The following is a 16,298-nucleotide window of genomic DNA, read 5'->3' as shown; positions in this document are numbered from 1 at the left end:
CCTCAGCCGCGCTCGGCGATCGCCTTCCGCCAGACCGGGCTGTCGACGTAGTGGTTGTCGAAGCGCTCCGAGGACTCCTCGATCTCCTCGAAGCCCGCCTCGCCGCGCATCACCCGGCCCAGCAGGCGCAGGTAGTCGAAGCGGGCCATCCCGGGCGTGAAGACGAAGAGGACGTCGGCCTCGGCCCCCGGGGCCGCCGCGAACGCGTGCGGGGTGTGCGGCGGCACGAGGAGGAAGTCCCCCTCCTCCAGCACCGTGACCTCCTCGCCGACCAGCACCTGGAGCGAACCGCCGAGCACGAAGAACAGCTCCGACGCCTTGGTGTGGAAGTGCGCCGGGGCGCCGACGGCGCCTTCCGCGAAGGACGAGCGGTAGCTGGTGAGCAGCCCGCCGGTCGTGTCGGAATCGGCCAGCAGGGTCATCACGCTGCTCGGGTCGGCGGTGGTCTCGGCATCGGTGGCACGGGTCAGCAACGGGGCGAAGGACCCCGGCGTGGTGATCTCGTTCATGAGCATCACCCTAGGCCGGGTGGTGACCGGACAGGAGGTGCATTCACGGTCCGAAATCATGGGTCAATCGCACCCGGGCGCGCACCCCCGTACGCCGCCGCGGCCCGGCACACGGCCCGAGGGATGTGACACGCCTCTCGCCGCCGACCGCCCGGATGAAGGTTGACTGAGAAACCGGACACTTCCGGAACGCCCCCTGTCGCTTCGTTCGTCCCCCTGTGGGATGAACAAGACGATCAGGCACGCCTCGGTCTTCTCGCTGCTCCTGGTCCTCGCCCTGCTGGGCCGGGCCACCTGGGTGCAGGCGTACGAAGGCAAGGCCCTCGCGGACGACCAGCACAACCGGCGGAACATCATGGCGCGGTACGCGCAGCCGCTCGGGAACATCGTCGTGGCCGGCACACCGGTCACCGGCTCGGTGAGAACGGAGAACGGCGACCTCGCCTACAAGCGCGACCACACCGACGGCGAGCTCTACGCGGCGGTCACCGGCTACAGCTCGCAGGCGTACGGCGCCACGCAGCTGGAGGGCATCTACGCGGACGTCCTGGACGGTACCGACAGCCGGCTGCAGAACCCGCTGGAGGCACTCACCGGCGAGCGGCAACAGCCCGGCGACGTGCTCACCACGATCGATCCGGACGTCCAGAAGGCCGGCTACCAGGCGCTCGGCTCCAAGAAGGGCGCGGCGGTCGCCCTCGACCCGAAGACGGGCCGCGTCCTCGGCATGGTGTCCACGCCCAGCTACGACCCGTCGAAGATCGCCGGTCTGACGGACGGCTCGACGTGGGAGGAACTGACCACGGACGCGGACAAGCCGCTGGTCAACCGGGCGCTGCGGCAGCCGCTGCCGCCCGGGTCGACCTTCAAGCTGGTCGTCGCCGCCGCGGCCCTGGAGCAGGGCAGGTACGCCTCGGTCGACACGCCGACCGACAGTCCGAACCCTTACACCCTGCCGGGCACCCGGACCGTACTGAAGAACGAGAACGCCTCCGCCCCCTGCGAGAACGCCACGCTGCGCACCGCGCTGCGGTACTCCTGCAACAACGTCTTCGCCAAGCTTGCCGTCGACCTCGGCCAGGACGAGGTGAGGGCGATGGCCGAGAAGTTCGGCTTCGACGACACCGAGCGGGACGTGCCCGTGCGCGCCTATCCGAGCGTGTACCCGTCAGGCATGGACGAGGCGCAGACGGCGCTGAGCGGCATCGGCCAGTTCGACGTGACGGCCACCCCGCTCCAGATGGCGATGGTGTCCGCGGTGATCGCCGACGACGGGCTGTTGGCGTCCCCGCACATGGTCTCGAAGGTGGTCGACTCGGACGGCGACACACTCCGGTCCTTCGAGGACGGGGACACCCGGCGGGTGGTGTCGTCCGAGACGGCCGAGCAGTTGCGCAGCGCCATGGTGACCGTGGTCGAACAGGGGACCGGCGGCAACGCGGCGATCCCCGGCGCCGAGGTGGGCGGCAAGACGGGCACCGCGCAGCACGGCGAGAACAACAGCAAGACGCCCTACGCCTGGTTCACGTCCTACGCCGAGGACCCGGACACCGGCGAGAAGGTCGCGGTCGCCGTCCTGATCGAGGATTCGGGCGCGGCCCGCTCCGAGGTCAGCGGCAACGGACTGGCCGCCCCGGTGGCCCGGGCGATGATGAAGGCCGCGCTGGCCTGAGCGGGCCGGTACGGGGCGGGCGACGCGGAGGGAACCGGCCGGACGCCGTGGTCCGACCGGTCCGGAGCCTTTCGGGTGACCTCCGTCCGGGCGGTCGCGCCCGGAACAGCCGCGCTTTCCGGCGGCGGGCCGCCCGAGGGGACCCTCAGCCGAGCGGCCTGGCCATGAACAGGGCGGTCTCACCCTCGGACGGGGTGCCGGTGTAGAGGGTGGTGTCCAGTCCGCAGAGCCGGAACCCCATCCGCCGATAGGCTCGCACCGCCGGGACGTTCACGCTGCTGACCTCCAGCCAGGCGGTCCGGGCGCCCCGTTCGCGACCGTGGGCCAGGGCTCGGCGCATCAGTTCGCCACCGATGCCCCGGCCGCGGTGAGCGGGGTCGACGGTGATCCGCCGGACGACGAGGCGCCGGTTCCACCGTTGGTGGGCGACCGTGACGACGCCGAGGAGCGTGCCGTCGGAGTGGACGGCGACGATCTCGTGCACACCCGCGGCGCCGTCGTGGCCGGCGTCTCCCCCGTCCGGACCGTCTCCGGGGTCCTCGGCATCCTCGGCGAACACCTTGACCAGCGGCGGGTCGACGGGGACGAGCCGGAGCCCGAAGCCGATGTCGCCCGCCGCGACCTCGTAAACGTGGTCGGTGTCGAAGGAGTCGTCGAGCCCGTCGAGAGCGGATTGGTCGGAAGGCCCCGCGACACGGTATGCAAGGTCACTCATGATCCGAGCATAGATTCGATCTCGCGGAGGACCGTCGTGCGACTGCCCCGTTCCCTCTCCGGCTGGACCATGGCGGTCTTCGGAGTGCTCGCCGCCGCCATGGGAGTAGTGGGGCTCCTCGCCCCGGACGTCCTGCTCGCCGCGATGGGCTTCGAACCCGTGCCCGCCCCGGGCCGGGCGGACGGGGACCACACCCTCGTCTTCCTCACCGCCTCCTCCATGGCCGCGCTCAACATGGGCGTGTACTACGTGCTGGCCTCGCTGGCCGACTGGAAGTCCTTCTTCCGGTGGACGGTGCCCTTCCGGCTGTTGACCTGCGCCGTCTTCACCCTCGCGGTCGTCTCCGGCCGGGCGCCCGCCGGTTTCCTCGGCGTCGGCCTGTGGGAGGGGCTCGGCGCGGTGGTGACGGGGGCCGCACTGCGTCACGAGGGTCGTGCCGCCCGCAGGAGCGCGCCCGCCTGACGGGGCTTGTGTCCGGCAGGTCACGCCACTGCACCCCGGTCCGAACCCGGTGCGGAATCCCGTCGACCACCTACCGGTGACGAGGTCACCGCGAACCAGAGGACGACATGGACACGGTCAGCATCTGCGATGCCACCACGACGACTCCGGATCTTCCACGGGCTCGTGATGCGTTCGCCTGCGCAGCACCTCATCCAGACTGTCGACTTGTACCCGGAGCTCGGCAGCGGCGCTCGCAGGCAGCATGAGCGGAAGATGTCGAACCGAGCGGCGAAGGAGCGTTCCCGCTGCTCGATGACGTCCAGGGAGTGCGCGTAGTAGCGCGTCGGTCTCCCGTCGCACCTCGTCGACGTCCCGCGTGCGGAACCGGCTTCCAGCGCCCCCGAAGGGGTGTGAAGAGAAATACTCACCTGACGGATCCGCCCCCGGGACGAAAGGATGCCGCCATGCCTCGTCCTCATGGATTCTCTTACACGCAGCACGCCGACGGCACCGTCGTCCTCACCCACCACGGACGCGCGGCGGGCACGCTGCGCGGAGGCCGTGCGGAGAAGTTCCTGGCGGAGGCGACCGCCGGGGACGCCCAGCTGGTGATGGCCCGCTGGACCGGGTCCTACAAGTTCGGGAACGAACGCACCGCCCGGAACCATCCCCGTCAGCAGGCCCGCCGAAGGGGGTAGGAGGCGAGCGGAAGGTAAGGGAACGGCAAAGCCGTCTCGCTCGTTAGCCCTGGCATGACCGCAATGACCCCCGGCTCGAACATCCCTCTCTCCGCTGCTCGCGTGGCGGTGGACGTCGCCGCTCCGGTGCGGCTCGACGTTTCGGGCCTGCTGCTCACCGCCGACGGCAAGGTGCGCTCGGACGACGACTTCATCTTCTACAACCAGCCGGCCGGACCCGGCGTGGCCTACCGCTCCGGCGGCGGCACAGCCCCGGACGCGATCGTCGTGGACACCGGCGCCCTGCCCGCCGGCATCGAGAAGATCGTCGTGACCGCCAGCCCCGACGCGGCGGGCCAGACCTTCCAGGGCATCGAGCCCACGGCGACCATCCGGGACGCCGACGACGGCCGCGCGCTCGCCACCTTCACCCCGCCGCAGCTCGGCGCGGAGACGGCCTTGGTGGTCGTCGAGATCTACCAGCGCAACGGCGCGTGGAAGGCCCGCGCGGTGGGCCAGGGATACGCGAACGGGCTGGCCGGCATCGCCACCGACTTCGGTGTCTCCGTCGACGAGGAGCCCGCCACCACCCCGGCGGCGGTACCCCCGGCCCCCGCCACGCCCCCGGTCGACCCCCGGGTCGCCGCGACGCCGCCGATGCCCGCCACTCCCCCGGCGGCCCCGCCGGCCGCGGCGGCCGGCGGCAAGATCAACCTCGACAAGGGCCGGGTCAGCCTCCGGAAGAATCAGACCGTCTCCCTGGTCAAGGGCGGCCGGCCGCTGCTCTCCCAGGTCAAGATGGGCCTCGGCTGGGAGCCCGCATCGCGCGGGAAGGACATCGACCTCGATGCCTCGGTCATCGCCTACGGGCCGCAGCGCAACCACCTGGACAGCTGCTACTTCGGCAAACTCTCGATCCTGAACGGCGCGATCAAGCACTCCGGCGACAACCTGACCGGCGAGGGCGCCGGCGACGACGAGGTCATCGTGGTCGACCTGGGCCGTCTCCCGGCCGATGCCACCGGTCTGGTCTTCACGGTGAACTCCTTCTCCGGCCAGAAGTTCACCGAGGTGACCAAGGCGTACTGCCGGCTGCTGGACGCGGCGAGCGGCGAGGAGCTGGTCCGCTTCGACCTGACGACCGCCGAACCGCAGACGGGCGTGATGATGGCCAAGCTCGTCAAGCAGTTCTCGGGCGAGTGGGAGATGACGGCGATCGGTGACTTCGTGAAGTCCCGCACCGTGCGCGGCATGGTGAAGCCCGGCGCCCAGGCTCTGTAGCCGAGTGCGCGGGAGCCCTCCGGACGGGGTCCGGAGGGCTCCCGCGCGAGGACACGGCGGGCGCGCTGGCCGACGTTCCGCGCGGCGCGCCGTCAGCGGCGAGGCTGGCGACGCCAGGGGCCGGTGATGGCCACCATGATGCCCGGCGTCTGGATGTTGGCGAAGAGCGTGTCGCCGTCGGGCGAGAAGACGACACCGGTGAACTCGCTGTCGTTCAGGTCGTTGCGGGCGATCGGGTAGGTACGGCCCCGCTCGGTCGCGCCGAACAGGTGCGAGACGCCTTCGCCGTCCTCGGCGATGACCAGGCCGCCGTACGGGGAGACGGTGATGTTGTCGGGGCCGTCGAAGGCGCCGTCCTCGTCCGGGGCGGGGTTCACGCCCAGCAGCACCTGGAGGGTGAGGGTGCGGCGCTTGGGGTCGTAGAACCAGACCTGGCCGTCGTGCGGGGTGCCGGGGCTCTCGCCACGGGCGAACGAGGAGACGATGTACGCGCCGCCGTCGGCCCACCACATGCCTTCCAGCTTGCGGGCCCGGGTGACCTCGCCCTCGGCGAACTGCTCACGCACGGCGACGGTACGGCCGTCACGGTCGGGGACGTCGACCCAGTCGACGCCGTAGACCGTGCCGATCCGGGTGGCGCGGGAGAGATCGTCCACGAACCGTCCGGCGGCGTCGAAGCACTTCGGGGCCTGGAGCACGCCGGCGTCGTCGGCGAGGGTGGCCAGCCGGCCGCGGCCGTGCGCGAAGCCCTTCGGCGGGACCCAGCGGAAGAGGAGACCGTTGGGCTTCGAGTCGTCCTCGGTGAGATACGCGTGGCCGGTCCGCGGGTCGATCACGACGGCCTCGTGGTCGTAGCGGCCGAATGCCTTGACCGGCCGCGGGTCGCGGTTGGCGCGGCGGTCGTGCGGGTCGACCTCGAAGACGTAGCCGTGGTCCTTGGTCATGCCGTTCTCGCCGGCCCGGTCGGAGTTCTCCTCGCAGGTGAGCCAGGTACCCCAGGGGGTCCGTCCGCCGGCGCAGTTGGTGGAGGTGCCGGCGATGCCGACCCACTCGGCGACGCTGCCGTCGCGGTGGACCTCGACGACCGTGCACCCACCGGCCGCGGCGGGGTCGTAGACCAGGCCCTCGGTGAGCGGGACGGGGTACGCCCACTTCGAGCGGGGTCCCTTCAGCTCGTGGTTGTTCACGAGCAGGGTGACACCCCGGCGGCCTTCGAACGTCGCGGTGCCGTCGTGGTTGGACGGGGTGAACTCACCGGATTCCAGCTTGGTGACCCCGCTGCGGGTGATGACCCGGTACGTGAATCCGGCGGGCAGGGCGAGGACACCCAGGGGGTCCTCGACGAGCTCGCCGTAGCCGAGGCGGTGGCCATGGCCGTGGCCGTGGCGGTCGTCGGCGGCGGCGAGCGCCTCCGGAGCGGTGGCGAGCGCGCCGACGGCGCCGGTGAGGGCCAGACCCGCGCCGGACGCGGCGGACCTCTTGGCGAATTCTCTGCGGTTGAGCGGCATGCTGATGCGTCTCCCTGGGGTCACCTGGTGTCGGAGCACACGGTCCCGCTCGCGTATAAACAGCGGTTGAACAGAGAGGCGACCGACCATGAACCTGCCCCCCACCGGCCGACGCGTTCTCGTCAGCGGAGCCTCCCGGGGACTCGGCCGCGCCGTGGCCCGTGCCTTCGCGGCGAACGGGGACCGCGTCGCCGTCCACTTCGGTTCCCGCGCCGACGAGGCCCTCGCGACGCTCGACTCCCTCGACGGCGGCGGCCATGCCCTGACCGGCGGCGATCTCGCCGACCCCGCGGGCGCCGCGGCGGTGGTGGACGCCGCCGCCGAGGCGCTCGGCGGGATCGACGTGCTGGTGAACAACGCCGCCGTGAACATCCGTCATCCGCTGCCGGAGACACCGTACGAGGAGTGGGTGGCCGTCTGGCAGCGGCACGTCGCCGTGAATCTGCTGGCCACGGCGAATCTCAGCCATCTCGTGGCCCGGCGCATGATCGACCGGGACGAGGGCGGACGGATCGTCAACATCGGCTCGCGCGGCGCCTTCCGGGGGGAACCGGACCACCCGGCCTACGGCGCGACGAAGGCCGCGGTCCACGCGCTGGGGCAGTCCCTCGCGGTGTCGCTGGCGCCGTACGGCATCGGTGTCGCCTCGGTGGCACCCGGATTCTTCGCCACCGAACGGGTCGCCGACCGTCTCACGGGGCCCGAAGGTCCCGGAATCCTGGCACAGAGCCCCTTCGGCCGGGTCGGCACGCCGGAGGAGATCGCCGCCGCGGTCCTCTGGCTCGCCTCCCCCGAGGCCGAGTGGTCCTCGGGCACGGTCCTGGACCTGAACGGCGCCTCGCACCTGCGGACCTGACGGGACGGAGGCCGGACCGGACGCGTCCGTCGGCCGGGCCCCGGCCCGGCAGCCGAAGCGCTCAAGCCGTCGTCTCGGTCAGGCCGTCGTCGCGACCGGGGCGGGCGGGGCAGTCGTCCGCTCACCCCGGCACGTCGGTGCGAGCGGTCACGCGGGCGTCGTGGTCAGGCCGTCACGCCTATGTCCGCGAGCGTGCCTTGAACGCCGCCTTCCGGGCCTCCTTCGCGACCCGCTTGTCGCGGTGCACACGGCCCATGGCCTCCAGGACCTCCGCCGTCGCCGGGTGGTCCACCCGCCAGGCGCTGTCGAAGAACCCGCTGTGGCGACCCGTGAGGCCCTCCACCAGGTCCTGGAGCTCCGCCAGGTCCCCATCCGCGTCCAGTTGTGCCGCGATGGTGTCGACCGCCAGCCAGAAGATCATCGACTCCGGCGGGGCCGGGATGTCCGGCGCGCCCCGCTCCGCCAGCCAGACCCGTGCCAGACCTCCCAGTTCGGCGTCGTCCAGCACCTCCCGGACCGCCGGTTCCGCCTCGGGCCCGACCAGGGCCAGTGCCTGCTGGCAGTGCAGGCGGCGCAGCGGCGAGCCCGTGTCCGCCCCGCGCGCGGCGCCGAGCAGTTCGCGCGCCGCGGCCACGGCGTCCCGGCCTTCCAGCCACAGCACCGTCTCGGCGCGCGCGGCCGGCTCCGGGTACGACGCCAGGCCGTCGAGCAGCGCGTCGGCGCCCTTGTCCGCCAGGTCGCCGACGGCCGGCGCGTCCACGCCCGCCTCCAGCATCCGGGCCCGCACGCCGTACAGGCCGAGCGGCGTCAGCCGGACCATCCCGTAGCGGGTGACGTCCTCGTCGTCCGCGGGGGGCGCGGGCTCCTCGCCCTCCTCGGCCATCAGCGCCTCGTCGACGGGCTGGTAGGCGACCAGGCCGATCGGTTCGAGCAGCCGGAACTGGTCGTCGAGGCGCATCATCGCCTCGGACACCTGCTCCAGGACGTCGTCGGTCGGCTCGCCCATGTCGTCCGGGACGATCATCGACGCGGCGAGCGCCGGCAGCGGCACGGCCCCCTCGCCCGCGCCGCCGTCGCCGACGGTCAGCAGGTAGAGGTTGCCGAGCACGCCCTCCAGGAACTCGGCCTCCGCCTCCGGGTCCCAGTCGAGCAGCTCGAAGTCGATCTCGCCGTCCTCGCCGATGACTTCCGCCAGGTCGTCCAGCACCGGGGCGGTGGCGTCGGCGAACACGGCCTCCAGGGCGTCCAGCCAGAGACCGAGGACGTCGAGGGGCGCTCCGCCGGTGACGACGGCGAGGTTCCCGCCGGCGGTCACCGCACCGGGACGGTCCTCGTCGCCGTCCTCGATCTCCAGCAGCCCGGTGTCGACCGCCACGCGCCACGCCTCGCTCGCGTACGCCGCGCCGTCCTCGTCCGCGGAGAGCCCCAGGACCTCTGCCGCGGCGGGCAGTTGCTCGTCGACGAGTTCACCGCCGGCGCCGACCATGGTCTCGGGTCCTGCCCAGCGGGCGAGCCGGACGGCGCGGGCGAGCAGAGGGGTGACCAGGGCGTCCCGAGCCAGCTCCGCGTCGGTGTGCAGCCGCACGGGGGGCAGGGTGGGGCGGTCCGATGCCATCTGCGGTCTTCTCCTCGGAGCGTTCGTGGGCCACGGCGGAATTCAGGGTAGACGCTTTCGGGGCCGTGCCCGCCGGTTCACGGGGCCGTCAGCCTTCGTACACCCGTCGACTCTTGACAAGTTCCCTGCTCTCACAAGAGATTGACGCGCGTAGATATCATCGACCGATCCTCCAAGCGACTTCGGAGCACCCTCATGCCTTCCTCCATACCGAGATCGGCGGCCGTCGCCGCCGTCGTGTCCGCCGCGCTCGCCGCCGGCCTGCTCGCCGGTGCGGGCGGCGCCGTCGCCGAGGACAGCGCCCCCGCCGCGGGCGTGCGCATCCACGACATCCAGGGCACCACCCGCGTCTCACCCCTCGTGGGCCGGCAGGTCGCCGACGTCACGGGCATCGTCACCGGTGTCCGCGCGTACGGCTCGCGCGGTTTCTGGATGCAGGACCCGAAGGCGGACGACAACCCGGCCACCAGCGAGGGCGTCTTCGTCTTCACCAGCTCCGTCCCGACCGTCGCCGTCGGCGACGCGGTGAGCGTGAACGGCACGGTCGGCGAGTACGTGCCCGGCGGCCTGAAGTCGGGCAACCAGTCGGTGACCCAGCTCTCCAAGCCGACGGTCACCGTGCTGTCCTCCGGCAACCCGGTGCCCGCCCCCGTCACGATCTCGGCCTTCTCCGTCCCGGACGCGTACGCCCCCGCGGGCGACCCCGCCGCGGACGGTTCCGTCAACGGCCTGACGCTGAGGCCCCGCTCGTACGCCCTGGACTACTACGAGTCCCTGGAGGGCACCAACGTCCGCATCGGCACCTCGCGCGTGGTCGGCGCCACCGACCCGTACTACGAGCTCTGGGTGACGGTGAAGCCCTGGGAGAACCGCAACCGGCGCGGTGGCGCGGTCTACGGCTCGTACGACGCGCAGAACGGCGGCCGGCTCCAGATCCAGTCGCTGACGCCGGTCGCCGAGGAGCCCTTCCCCAAGGCGAACGTCGGCGACGTGCTCGCCGGCCCGACCGAGGGCCCGCTCGACTTCAACCAGTACGGTGGTTACACGCTGGCCGCCCGCACGCTGGGCAAGGTCGTCGACCGCGGCCTGAAGCGCGAGACCACGGACAAGCAGCACAAGAACGAGCTGGCGGTGGCGACGTACAACGTCGAGAACCTCGACCCGTCCGACCCGCAGGAGAAGTTCGACGCGCTGGCCGCGGCCGTGGTGCGCAACCTCGCCTCGCCCGACATCGTCGCGCTGGAGGAGATCCAGGACGACAACGGCGCCACGAACGACGGCACGGTGACGGCCGAGGAGACGCTCCGGAAGTTCACGGACGCCATCGTGGCCGCCGGGGGGCCGGCGTACGCCTGGCGCTCGATCGACCCGGAGAACAACCAGGACGGCGGCCAGCCCGGAGGCAACATCCGTCAGGTCTTCCTCTTCAATCCCGCGCGGGTCTCCTTCACCGACCGCGCGGGCGGCGACGCGACCACGGCCACCGGCGTGACGCACGGCGCGAAGAGGCGCGCCGCGCTGACCCTCTCACCGGGCCGGATCGACCCGGAGAACCCGGCCTGGGACGACAGCCGCAAGCCGCTGGCGGGCGAGTTCAGCTTCCGCGGCCGTACCGTCTTCGTGATCGCCAACCACTTCGGCTCCAAGGGCGGCGACGAGAGCCTGACCTCGCACCACCAGCCGCCGGTCCGCTCCTCCGAGACCAAGCGCCTCCTGCAGGCGCAGGCCGTCAACACGTTCGTCAAGGACGTCCTCGCCGTCGACAAGCGGGCCGACGTGCTGGTCCTCGGCGACATCAACGACTTCGAGTTCTCCGGGACCACGAAGGCGCTGACGGACGGCGGGGCGCTGTACCCGGCGGTGAAGTCGCTGCCGCGCAGCGAGCGCTACTCATACGTCTACCAGGGCAACAGCCAGGTCCTCGACCAGATCCTGACCAGCCCCGGCGTGCGTCACTTCGAGTACGACAGCGTCCACATCAACGCGGAGTTCGCGGACCAGAACAGCGACCACGACCCGCAGGTGCTGCGTTTCCGCCCGTAGCACCGCCGCTCGCGCCGCCGCCCCGCCCGCGTCCTCCCGGAGCGCGGGCGGGGCGGGGCGTCCGCCCCCGGAGCCCGGCGGCCGTCTGTCGCCGCGGCCCCGAAGCGCCTAGCGTGGACGCCCGCGGACGCCCACACGGGCGCGTCCCCGGCAGACCGGAGGGAATCAGCCGCGCGGGCTGGTACGCGGACCGGGGGCCGACCGGGCGTCCCGTGTGCGCCGACGGCTGGGGCCGTATCGACGTGCGGGCGCAACACATGAGGCCGGACGGCGCCGTCCTGCACCTGCGTCCGCGGCGCGTTCCGGCGTCGGGCTCGCCGCCGGTAGTCGGCTGTACCGCAGGGAGTGAGGCGCCGGGCGGCCGTCGAGCGGGCCGCGGACGCCGCGCTGCCGCTCACCCTGGCGAGGCTGTTCGACCCGCCCGCGCCACTGACCGTGGCCCGGTCCGCGGCGTCCGCGCTCGGCGAGGCCCTGTTGCGGCCGCTCCAGGGGCAGGCGCTGGACCTGGCGTTCGAACGACGCCGGTATGTGAGCTCAAGGAGTGCCGGAGGATGGTGAGCGGCAAGACGGCCTCGCTGATGGCGTGTGCGTGCCGACTGGGGGCGCTGTACGCCGGGGCCGACGCCGAACGGGTCGCCGCCTGCGCGAGGTTCGGCGAGGACCTCGGCATGGCCTTCCAGCTGGTGGACGACGTACGGGGGATCTGGGGTGATCCCTCGCTCACCGGGAAGCCGGACGGATCGGATCTGACGGCCCGGAAGAAGCCCTTCCCCGTGGCGGCGGCGCTGTCGACCGGTACGCCGTCGGCGGAGCGACTTTCGGAGGTGTACGCGTCGGCCACCCCGGTCCGGCCGGCTGGACCTCGGAGGGACCATGCGGCTGGTGGAGCCGCTGGGGGACGGGAGCGACGATGGCGGAGGCCGAGGCGTACACGGCGAGCGCACGGGCCTTCCTGGAAGGGCTGGGCGGCTCCGGCCCGCTGCCTGCGGAGAGTTCCTCCGCCGTCGGAGACCTCGTGGGACTGACCGTCTTCCTGGCGGGACGGTTCGGCGAGTTCCATGGCCGCGGTGAGACCGGAGACACCGCCGCCCAGTTCCGCGACGCTGCTCCCGGCCCGCCGACGCAGCGGCATCGCGCTTCCCCTCGATGGACGACGTCCCGGGTGTGGTTCTTCCCCGATCGCCGTCGCGGTTGTCCAAGGGATGAGTCTTCGCCGTTCTTTGGCCGATTGGCACTCACCACAAGGGGAGACGCGTCAGCCGTCGTGCCGCGCGGCGCCGCCGGTCGGGCACACTTCGCGGCATGATCCTTCGCGCCGCCACCCGAACCGAGCTCCCCGCCGTCCTCGCCCTGCTGGCCGACGAGGGGAGGGTGGTGGACCCCGCCTCCGTCGTCGTGACCGGGGTGTACGAACGGGCCTTCGCGGAGATCGAGGCCGATCCGCGCAACGAGATGCTGGTGCTCGTGGACGAGGACGGGACGGTCCTGGGCTGCCTGCAGGTCACGTACATCCCCGGCCTGGGCAAGGGCGGCGCCGAGCGGGCCCTGATCGAGGCGGTGCGGATCAGGGCCGACCGGCGCGGCGACGGCCTCGGCCACGAGCTGATGCGGCGCACGGTGCGGCGGGCGCGGGAACGCGGCTGCGCGCTGGTGCAGTTGACGAGCTCCAAACAGCGGACCCGGGCCCATGGTTTCTATGCCTCGCTGGGCTTCGCCCGCAGCCACGACGGGTTCAAACTGCTCCTCTGAGGGAGCCACCGGACGCCGCAGGTTCCCGCCCTCGGACGAGGGTTCCCCACCCTCGGACGACGGGCGCTCGGCGCGGACCGCCGCCGGGCCCGCGGAGACGCCACCCACCGTTCAGGACTGCTTGAGCTTCACCCGAAGAAGAACTAAGTAGACCTTCAGGGTCTGTTATGCGCAGACTGCCTGATGAGCACTGAACGCCCTTTCGGCCGCGCCCTGTGCGCGATGGTCACCCCGTTCACCCCCGTCGGCGCGCTCGATCTCGACCGGGCCCGCCGGCTCGCCGCCCGCCTCGTCTCCGAGGGCTGCGACGGTCTCGTCCTCAACGGCACGACGGGCGAGTCCCCGACGACGACGGACGCCGAGAAGGCCGCGCTGGTCCGGGCGGTGCGCGCGGCCGTCGGACCGGAACCGTCGATCGTGGCCGGGGTCGGCACCGCGGACACCCGGCACACCGTCACCCTGGCCGCGCAGGCCGAGGAGGCGGGCGCGGACGGCCTGCTGGTGGTCACCCCGTACTACAGCCGCCCTCCGCAGGCCGCCGTCGAGGCGCACTTCCTGAAGGTGGCGGACGCGACCGCCCTGCCGGTGATGCTCTACGACATCCCCTGCCGCACCGGCGTCCGCATCGAGCCGGACACTCTGCTGCGACTGGCCGCTCACCCGGGGATCGTCGCCGTGAAGGACTGCGCGGGCGACCTGCTGAGCTCCGCCCGGCTGATCGCGGAGACCTCGCTGGGGTACTACTCGGGCAGCGAGGAACTCAATCTCCCGCTGTACGCGGTCGGCGGCGCCGGCTATGTCAGCACGGTGGCCAATGTGGCGCCGGGCGCGATGCGGGCCGTCCTCGACGCCTTCGACGCGGGCGATACGGCCGGGGCGGCCCGCCTGCACGCGCGCACGCTGCCGCTGGTCGAGCTGATGATGGCCGACGGGCTGCCGGGCGCGGTGACGACGAAGGCGCTGCTCGGCGATCACGTCCGGGAACCGCTGCAGTCCGCCGACCGGGAGGCGGCCGACGGACTGCGTGCCGCCTACGAGCGGCTGGTCGGGACGTGAGCCGAGGCGGGAGGTCCGGGCGGGCGTCCCGGCGTGGGAGCGGACGCCGCCCGGGTGGACCGCCGGTGGTCAGTTGTGGCTGTGCAGGACCTCGTTGAGACCGCCCCACACCGCGTTGTTCGGGCGGGCCTCGACGGCGCCGGTCACCGAGTTGCGGCGGAAGAGGATGTTCGAGGCACCGGACAGGTCACGGGCCTTGACGACCGCGCCGTCCGGCAGGGTGACCCGGGTTCCGGCGGTGACGTACAGACCGGCCTCGACGACGCATTCGTCGCCGAGCGCGATGCCGACGCCGGCCTCGGCACCGATCAGGCAGCGCTCGCCGATCGAGATGACGACGTTGCCACCACCGGAGAGGGTGCCCATGGTGGAGGCGCCGCCGCCGATGTCGGAACCGTCACCGACGACGACTCCGGCGGAGATCCGGCCCTCGACCATCGACGTGCCGAGGGTGCCGGCGTTGAAGTTGACGAAGCCCTCGTGCATGACGGTGGTGCCGGCAGCGAGGTGCGCGCCGAGGCGGACACGGTCGGCGTCGGCGACGCGGACGCCGACGGGCGCGACGTAGTCGGTCATCCGCGGGAACTTGTCGATCGAGGTGACCTGGAGGTGCAGGCCCTCGGCGCGGGCGTTGAGCCGCACCTTCTCGACGTCGTCGACGGCGACCGGGCCGAGCGAGGTCCAGGCGACGTTGGCGAGGAGGCCGAAGACCCCGTCGAGGCTCTGGCCGTGCGGCTTGACCAGCCGGTGGCTGAGCAGGTGCAGCCGCAGGTACGCGTCGTGGGCGTCGAGCGGCTTCTCGTCGAGCGAGGCGATGACGGTGCGCACGGCGACCACCTCGACGCCGCGACGGGCGTCCACACCGAGGGCCTTGGCGGCACCCTCACCGAGGGCGGCGACGGCGGCATCGGGGACGAGCCGCTCGGTTCCGGCGGGGCCGGGCGTCTCGGTCAGCTCGGGGGCGGGGAACCAGGTGTCGAGGACGGTGCCGTCACCGGCGATGGTGGCGAGGCCGGCGGCGACGGCGCCGGTGGTGCGAGGAGCAGTGGTCATGCGGAAAACCTAACGGTCGGGCCCCCGCCTGGGCCAACCGGTCTCAGGTGCCGGTCGGGCCGCCCGGCGGAAACGACAAGGACGGCGGCGCGGTCTTGTCCGCTCCTCTCCTCCGGGTGACCGCGGCAGCGCGCGCCGCGGACGGTGCCCTCGGCGGGCAGCCGCCCCGGGCTGGACCGGCGGCGCGCCCCGGTGTCAGCGGGGTCCGAGGAGCCGGCCCAGCATTTCCCGGGCGTACTCCTCGTCGTAGCGTCCTCCCGTCAGGAGCACGTGCAGGCAGATGCCGTCCATCAGCGCGACCAACGCGCGCGCCGTGGCCGGGTCGGTGCGGCCGGCCAGGACCTCGCTCACGGTGTCGGTCCACTCGGCGGCGACGGGGCGCAGGGCGGGACGCCTCAGGGCGGCGAGGTAGAGCTCGTACTCCAGTTGCACGGCCGTGCGTTCACCGCCGATCCACTCCCCCACCAGCCGGGCCAGCTCGGCCGCGAGATCCGATCCGGCCGCGCCGAGCCCTTCCCGCTCGCGCAGCAGGAGCAGTCCGAAGTTCTCGTTGGCACGGCGCAGGGCGGCGACGAGGAGGTCGTCGAGGGAGGAGAAGTGATAGGTGGTCGAGCCGAGCGGCACGTCCGCCTCGGCCGCCACCGTGCGGTGGCTGAGCCCTCCGATGCCGCGTCGGCGCACGACCCGCAGTGCCGCGTCGACCAGCCGTCGGCGCCGGTCGGGGTCATGGCGGCGGGTACGGGGCGTTCCGGCCGGCATCAGTGCGCGCCACCGAGGTTGAGGACCACGACGCCCGCGACGATCAGGGCGATCCCTGCGATCTTGGCGACGCCGACGGACTCGTTCATGAAGAGGACGCCGATGACGGCGACGGCCGCGGTGCCCACCCCGGACCAGATCGCGTACGCGGTGCCGATCTGGAGCGTCCTGAGGGTCTGGGCGAGCAGGGCGAAGGCGAGCAGGTAGCCCGCGACCGTGATCACCGACGGCCAGAGCCTGGAGAAGCCCTCGCTGTACTTCATCGCCGTCGTCCCGACGATCTCGGCGGCGATGGCCCCCGCGAGCAGTCCGTATCCCATGGGGAGACGGTACCCAAGACTGTGTACGCCCGTACACATCG

17 protein-coding genes are annotated in these 16,298 nt (G+C 72.3%); 10 read left to right on the top strand and 7 right to left on the bottom strand.

The window, feature by feature from the left end; genetic code table 11:
• Positions 1-2 precede the first annotated feature (2 nt).
• Positions 3-509, bottom strand: coding sequence for a cupin domain-containing protein (locus OG393_RS25755; protein ID WP_327377080.1), 507 nt, complete (start codon positions 507-509; stop codon positions 3-5).
• Positions 510-732: 223 nt separating this feature from the next.
• On the opposite strand from OG393_RS25755, the gene OG393_RS25750 reads away from it, so the two are divergent.
• Positions 733-2,181, top strand: a complete 1,449-nt coding sequence (locus tag OG393_RS25750; protein ID WP_327377079.1) for a peptidoglycan D,D-transpeptidase FtsI family protein — start codon at positions 733-735, stop codon at positions 2,179-2,181.
• A 145-nt stretch (positions 2,182-2,326) separates the two neighbouring features.
• Here OG393_RS25750 and OG393_RS25745 read toward each other — a convergent pair whose 3' ends face one another.
• Positions 2,327-2,896: a GNAT family N-acetyltransferase gene (locus tag OG393_RS25745; RefSeq protein WP_327377078.1), complete on the bottom strand. Its 570-nt coding sequence runs from the start codon at positions 2,894-2,896 to the stop codon at positions 2,327-2,329.
• Between the two features lie 69 nt (positions 2,897-2,965).
• Between OG393_RS25745 and OG393_RS25740 the strand changes: the two genes are divergently transcribed.
• The 3 genes from OG393_RS25740 to OG393_RS25730 all read left to right on the top strand — a co-directional run bounded on the left by OG393_RS25740 (position 2,966) and on the right by OG393_RS25730 (position 5,298).
• Positions 2,966-3,358, top strand: a complete 393-nt coding sequence (locus OG393_RS25740) for a hypothetical protein (RefSeq protein WP_327378549.1) — start codon at positions 2,966-2,968, stop codon at positions 3,356-3,358.
• A gap of 446 nt (positions 3,359-3,804) precedes the next feature.
• Positions 3,805-4,038, top strand: a complete 234-nt coding sequence (locus OG393_RS25735) for a hypothetical protein (protein WP_327377077.1) — start codon at positions 3,805-3,807, stop codon at positions 4,036-4,038.
• Between the two features lie 63 nt (positions 4,039-4,101).
• A complete protein-coding gene (locus OG393_RS25730) occupies positions 4,102-5,298 on the top strand; it encodes a TerD family protein (protein WP_327378548.1) in 1,197 nt (398 codons plus the stop codon).
• Positions 5,299-5,390: 92 nt separating this feature from the next.
• Here the strand turns inward: OG393_RS25730 and OG393_RS25725 are convergent, their stop codons facing one another.
• Positions 5,391-6,806 carry an alkaline phosphatase PhoX gene (locus OG393_RS25725; RefSeq protein ID WP_327377076.1) on the bottom strand — a complete coding sequence of 472 codons (1,416 nt, stop codon included), beginning with the start codon at positions 6,804-6,806 and terminating at the stop codon, positions 5,391-5,393.
• An 88-nt stretch (positions 6,807-6,894) separates the two neighbouring features.
• Between OG393_RS25725 and OG393_RS25720 the strand changes: the two genes are divergently transcribed.
• Positions 6,895-7,662 (top strand): SDR family NAD(P)-dependent oxidoreductase, encoded by a 768-nt coding sequence (locus OG393_RS25720; protein WP_327377075.1) that lies wholly within the window; start codon positions 6,895-6,897, stop codon positions 7,660-7,662.
• Positions 7,663-7,840: 178 nt separating this feature from the next.
• Here the strand turns inward: OG393_RS25720 and OG393_RS25715 are convergent, their stop codons facing one another.
• A complete protein-coding gene (locus OG393_RS25715) occupies positions 7,841-9,277 on the bottom strand; it encodes a hypothetical protein (RefSeq protein WP_327377074.1) in 1,437 nt (478 codons plus the stop codon).
• A 195-nt stretch (positions 9,278-9,472) separates the two neighbouring features.
• On the opposite strand from OG393_RS25715, the gene OG393_RS25710 reads away from it, so the two are divergent.
• The 5 genes from OG393_RS25710 to dapA all read left to right on the top strand — a co-directional run bounded on the left by OG393_RS25710 (position 9,473) and on the right by dapA (position 14,125).
• The gene (locus tag OG393_RS25710) at positions 9,473-11,320 is read left to right on the top strand and encodes an endonuclease/exonuclease/phosphatase family protein (protein ID WP_327377073.1); all 1,848 of its coding nucleotides are present in this window, start codon (positions 9,473-9,475) and stop codon (positions 11,318-11,320) included.
• Between the two features lie 345 nt (positions 11,321-11,665).
• On the top strand, positions 11,666-11,878 hold the full coding sequence (locus OG393_RS25705; protein ID WP_327377072.1) for a hypothetical protein: 213 nt from the start codon (positions 11,666-11,668) through the stop codon (positions 11,876-11,878).
• A complete protein-coding gene (locus OG393_RS25700; protein WP_327377071.1) occupies positions 11,872-12,345 on the top strand; it encodes a polyprenyl synthetase family protein in 474 nt (157 codons plus the stop codon). Before OG393_RS25705 ends, OG393_RS25700 begins: the two co-directional genes overlap by 7 nt.
• A gap of 277 nt (positions 12,346-12,622) precedes the next feature.
• Positions 12,623-13,069 (top strand): GNAT family N-acetyltransferase, encoded by a 447-nt coding sequence (locus tag OG393_RS25695; protein WP_327377070.1) that lies wholly within the window; start codon positions 12,623-12,625, stop codon positions 13,067-13,069.
• Positions 13,070-13,252: 183 nt separating this feature from the next.
• Positions 13,253-14,125 carry a 4-hydroxy-tetrahydrodipicolinate synthase gene (dapA, locus tag OG393_RS25690; protein WP_327377069.1) on the top strand — a complete coding sequence of 291 codons (873 nt, stop codon included), beginning with the start codon at positions 13,253-13,255 and terminating at the stop codon, positions 14,123-14,125.
• A 69-nt stretch (positions 14,126-14,194) separates the two neighbouring features.
• On the opposite strand, the gene dapD is transcribed toward dapA, so the two are convergent.
• From dapD to OG393_RS25675, 3 genes are all read right to left on the bottom strand, one after another.
• Positions 14,195-15,178, bottom strand: a complete 984-nt coding sequence (dapD, locus tag OG393_RS25685) for a 2,3,4,5-tetrahydropyridine-2,6-dicarboxylate N-succinyltransferase (protein WP_327377068.1) — start codon at positions 15,176-15,178, stop codon at positions 14,195-14,197.
• A 195-nt stretch (positions 15,179-15,373) separates the two neighbouring features.
• Positions 15,374-15,937: a TetR/AcrR family transcriptional regulator gene (locus tag OG393_RS25680; RefSeq protein ID WP_327377067.1), complete on the bottom strand. Its 564-nt coding sequence runs from the start codon at positions 15,935-15,937 to the stop codon at positions 15,374-15,376.
• The gene (locus OG393_RS25675; protein WP_327377066.1) at positions 15,937-16,257 is read right to left on the bottom strand and encodes a DMT family transporter; all 321 of its coding nucleotides are present in this window, start codon (positions 16,255-16,257) and stop codon (positions 15,937-15,939) included. Before OG393_RS25675 ends, OG393_RS25680 begins: the two co-directional genes overlap by 1 nt.
• Positions 16,258-16,298: the final 41 nt, after the last annotated feature.

It is taken from the genome of Streptomyces sp. NBC_01216, assembly GCF_035994945.1.
GTDB lineage: Bacteria > Actinomycetota > Actinomycetes > Streptomycetales > Streptomycetaceae > Streptomyces.
This window is presented reverse-complemented; position numbering and strand designations above follow the sequence as displayed.